Source organism: Methylobacterium bullatum, from assembly GCF_014845095.1.
In the GTDB taxonomy this organism is placed as follows: Bacteria; Pseudomonadota; Alphaproteobacteria; order Rhizobiales; family Beijerinckiaceae; genus Methylobacterium; species Methylobacterium bullatum.
The window spans coordinates 1-4,575 of sequence record NZ_NKUG01000206.1 but is presented as its reverse complement, the minus strand read 5'-3'; the positions used below and the strand labels follow the sequence as shown (position 1 = coordinate 4,575).

The following is a 4,575-nucleotide window of genomic DNA, read 5'->3' as shown; positions in this document are numbered from 1 at the left end:
GATCGTCGCCGGGCAGGGCGGCGGCTCGTCGTCGTCGTTGCGGCGACGCGGGCTGAGATAGCGGTGCAGGTTCGCGAGGCGCGGCCGGCGGCGCCGGGCGGGGCGAGGGGCGTCGGCGGCCTTCTCCGGGGCGGCGCCGCCATCGAGTTCGGCGAGCGCCGCGAGCAGGGCCTCGACGGTGACCGGCTCGGCCCTGGCCCCGGTGAGGCAGCGCAGGCCCGGTGCGTTCTCGAGGGCGCAGGCGTCCGAGACCCAGGAGGCCAGGATCGTCCGCTTCTCCTCGCGGGAGAGGAGCGGGTGCGCCAGCACCTCGCGCGGATGACGGAACACGTCCCCGGGGGCGACCACGGCCTGCCACGCCTCGAACGAGGCGGACTGGGTCGCGGCTGGGTTCATGGGGCCGTTCATGAGGCCGGACGTTCCGAGGCCGGAACGGGACAAGTGCGTCTCCCTCATCGACATGATCGATCCTCCCTGATGGCTGTGAGGCAGGACTAAAACGATGCGGCCCTCGCGAGCCCGAAGGCCGCCGAGGTTCGACTGTCATGGCTCAAGGCGGGTTCAGGCCGCCTCGGCTTGGTCCTCGACCTGCGCGTGCGCGTTGTCCTGAACCTGCGCGTTGTCCTGGCCGATGGGGCTCGTCGCGCTAGCGATGGCGATGCGGCGGGGCTTGAGGGCCTCCGGCACCTCGCGCTTGAGGTCCACGGTCAGCAGTCCGTTGTCGAGGCTGGCGCCCGTGACCCTCACGTGGTCGGCCAGGTTGAACGTCTGCCGGAAGGGCCGCGTCGCGATTCCGCGATGCAGATAGGCGCGCTCCCCGTCCTGGTCGGTGGTCCGGTCGCCTCTCCGGCCGGTCCTCTGGCCCGTGACCTGGAGGACGGTGTCGTGCTGCGTCAGGTCGATCTCATCCGGGGTGAAGCCGGCGACCGCCATGGTGATGCGATAGGCGTCGTCGGCCACCTTCTCGATGTCGTAGGGCGGCCAGGTCGTCGACGGCTCGACGCGGGCTGCCTGGTCGAGCAGCGAGATCATGCGGTCGAAACCGACGGTCGAGCGATAGAGCGGTGCGAAATCCAAGGTCCTCATGACCACATCCTCCTGAAGAGCAACGTGATGACAAAGGCCGCCGGACACCGTGTCCGGCGCCAAGGTGCGAGCCGTTCATGGCCTCGCACGCGTGAAACGCAGAGGTCGGCGTGCGGTTCCGGGGCGATGTGGATTTTTTCGCGGTGTGAGGGCCGGGCTTCGGACCCGCCTTCCATCGCGAATCGCCCGGAAACGCTATCTCTGAATACTTCGCCGTCTCAGCGCACCGCCGCCGTCGTCGCGGATCGTGGCGGCGTCTCGGCGACGATGTGGAATGCCGCCGGGCGGCGGAACAGGAAGACGAAGGGCGTGTGGCGCACCACCCGTTCGATGGCGAGGGGGACGAGCACGGCGACGAGGGTCACGATGAGGCTGGCCAGCCCGATATCGGTGACGGCGCCGGTCTTCACGATCAGCATCCGGGTCGCCGCCATGGGCAGGAAGAAGGCGAGGTAGATGACGATCGAGCGCTCGCCGCAGGCTCTGAGCGCCGCCGTCAAAGGCCCCCCGGCGAGGGTGAGCAATGCGCCGACGGCCACGATGGCGAGCGCCCCGGCCCCGCCGAGGGCGAGGCTGACGAGGGGCAGGCTCGCCAGGGTCGGGAAGGTCGCGTGGCCGGTGGCGGTGAAGGCGAAGAGGCCGTTCACCATGGCCCAGGCCGCCAGGCCGACGAGGGCGGCGCGGGGGTGGCGACGGACGAGGTCGGCGAACCGGAAGATCCGGGCCGCGAACAGGTAGCCGGCGACGAACCAGACGTAGCGGCCGCAGAATTCGGTGACGAGATCCGAATATCCATCGAGGGGAAGGCTCTGGAGCAGGGCGGCCCCGCCGAGGAGCAGCGCCGGATGCAGGCCCCGCAGCAGCTTCGTCAGCACCGAGAACACGGCGAGCAGGTAGATGAACCAGAGGGTGGAATAGGGCTCCACCAGAGCGTGGGCGAGATGGGCGAGAAAAGCCCCCGGCCCGGCGCCATCGACGATCTGGCCGTATTTCACCGCCGATTGGATGAGGACCCAGAGCAGATAGAAATAGGCGAAATGCACCACCCGCCGGTCGGCGAAGAGACGCCAGTCCCGGTCGATCACGCGGCCGACGAACAGACCCGACAGGAGGAAGAAATCGGGGATGCGGAACGGCTTGGCGAAGGCGACCACATTGTGGAGGAAGCCCTCGCCACCCATCTCGTTGCCGGTGCCGAGGGTCGAGTGCATCATCACCACGAGGACGATGCACAGGCCCTTGGCGACATCGACCCAGGCGAGTCTCAGGGCCTCCTCGGCGCCGGGGCCTGGGATCTGGGTCGCTGGGGCCAAAGCTGCACTCCGTCGCAATCCGGGGACGAGCATGGCCGATCCGGGGTCAAGGCCGGCTGCCTGTGATGCAGCTTTCCTTGATCGATGCCGGATGCACGGTCAACGCGACGGCTCGGATTGCCGAAGGGTCCGCTCCCTCAGAAGTCGAGGGAGGCGGACAGGATGAAGGTGCGGGGCGATGCGACGGTCACGAAGGTGCCCGTCGTGAGCCAGTAGCGGTTGTCGGCGACGTTCTCGACATTGAACCGGAAGGTGATCGGCCGGTCATAGACCAGCGTCGCGTAGCGAAGGCCGAGATCGACCCGCGTCCAGTCGGGGAAGCGCAAGGTGTTGGCGTTGGTGAGGTAGGGACCCGACGTGTAGATCACCCGGCCGTTCAGTGAGAGGCCCGGCACCCAGGGCGTGTCCCATTCGAGGCCGGCGGAAGCGGTGAGGTCGGGCACCCCGGAGGCATCGTTCCCACGCTGGAGCGGATCGTCCGGCTTCGTCAGTTCGGGGCGCAGGAAGGTGGCGCTCGCGAAGCCGCGCAGGCTCGGCAGGATGGCGCCGTAGGCCGACAGTTCCAGGCCCCGGTTACGCTGCTCGCCGTTATAGGCCACCACGTTGGTGGCGGACACGGCCTGGTTGGGTCGGCTGATCTGGAAGAGGGCGGCCGTCGTCGTGATGGTCCCCCAATCGACCTTGATCCCGACTTCCTGCTGATCCGACTTGTAGGGGCTGAGGATCGCGCCCGCATTGCTGAAGCCGGGGGCGACGATCATACCCGCCGTCAATCCTTCCGCGTAGTTGGCGTAGAGGGACACGTTCTGCCAGGGCTTGATGACGATGCCCGCGAGGGGCGACGTGGCATCGGAAGCGTACTCGCTCGTCCGAGCTTGGGTGACGGTGTCGTAGCCCTTCTGGTTCACCATCTGGTAGCGGACGCCCGCGGTGAGCAGGATACGGTCGTCGAGGACCGACATCGTGTCGACGACGGCGACGCTCGTCAGCGAGGTGTCGGCATAGCGTTGGGGATTGAGGCGCGCCCCGGTGACCACGGGAAGCGGTGCCGGCCGGTAGATGTTCGACGGCACCGATTCATCCGGTGTATTCGAGACGTAGGCGAAGCCGTCCTCGCGGGTGAACCCCGTGAAGACGAGGTTCAGCGAATGGTTGATGGGGCCTGTGTCGAACCGGGCCTTCACGCCGGCATTGCCGCTGATCGTGCTGCTGTCGGAATCGTAGAAGGCGTTGATGAGCCGGAAGTTGCCGAGGGCGTCGGCACCGTTCGAGAATCCGAAGACGCGGGAATCCGGGAAAGTCTGCTGGTTTGAGCCGGCGCGATAGCCGATTCCGCCATAGGCCGTCAGCCAATCGGTCAGGTCGTACTCCACAAAGGAGGCGATGGTGTTGTCGCGCTGCTTGAGCAGCGTGCCCGGATACCAGTTGCCCCGGGCGTCGGGTGGCCGGGGAATGAAGGGGATGTCCGCTTGCAGGGTCATCTGCGGCCGGAAGTTCTTCGTGTCGTCGTTCTGCGAGATGACATCGAGGGCCCAGCGCAGGCGCTCGCCGCGATAGTCGAGCGAGAGGGCGCCGATGCCGCTCTGGACGTCGCCGCCGTTGATCGAGGCCTCGCCGGTCCGGCCCAGGCCGTTGAAGCGGATGCCCCATTCCTTGTTCTCGCCGGCGCGGGTGCCGGCATCGACATGGACGCCGAAATTGCCGTCGCTGATGAATTGCGGCGTGACGCGCACGAACGGGATATCGAGCGCCCGCTTGGTCACGATGTTGATGCTGCCGCCGACGCTCCCGCCCGGAGGGATGCCGTACATGAAGGCACCGGGCCCTTTGAGCAGTTCGATACGCTCGATGTACTGCGCCGCCACGCGGTTGGAGGGAACGAGGCCGTACAGACCGTTCAAGCCCACATCCTGTGACGGGACGTCGAAGCCGCGGATCTGGAACGTGTCGTCGAACCCGTTGCTGCCCGTCGTGAGGCGCACGGAGGAATCGTTGATGAGCGTGTCGGCGACGGTGCGCGCCTGCTGATCCTGGATCACCTGCTGGGTGAAGTTGACGGTGCTGAAGGGCGTGTTCAGCACATCCCTGGTGCCGAGGATCCCGAGGGACCCGCCGCGCGCCACCTGACCGCCGGCATAGGGGGGCGGCAGGTCCCCCAGACGCCCCGACCCCGAAC

At 67.5% G+C, this 4,575-nt stretch carries 4 protein-coding genes; all 4 read right to left on the bottom strand.

The annotated features are described in order from the left end of the window. The coding region (locus tag MBTS_RS21895; RefSeq protein ID WP_192216467.1) for a hypothetical protein at positions 1-462 on the bottom strand (462 nt) is incomplete at its 3' end. A 99-nt stretch (positions 463-561) separates the two neighbouring features. Beyond that, the gene (locus MBTS_RS21890; protein ID WP_192216466.1) at positions 562-1,086 is read right to left on the bottom strand and encodes an Hsp20 family protein; all 525 of its coding nucleotides are present in this window, start codon (positions 1,084-1,086) and stop codon (positions 562-564) included. Between the two features lie 218 nt (positions 1,087-1,304). Next, positions 1,305-2,432 (bottom strand): acyltransferase family protein, encoded by a 1,128-nt coding sequence (locus MBTS_RS21885; protein WP_373321241.1) that lies wholly within the window; start codon positions 2,430-2,432, stop codon positions 1,305-1,307. Positions 2,433-2,536: 104 nt separating this feature from the next. Next, on the bottom strand, positions 2,537-4,575 hold a 2,039-nt coding region (locus tag MBTS_RS21880), incomplete at its 5' end, for a TonB-dependent receptor (protein ID WP_210322919.1).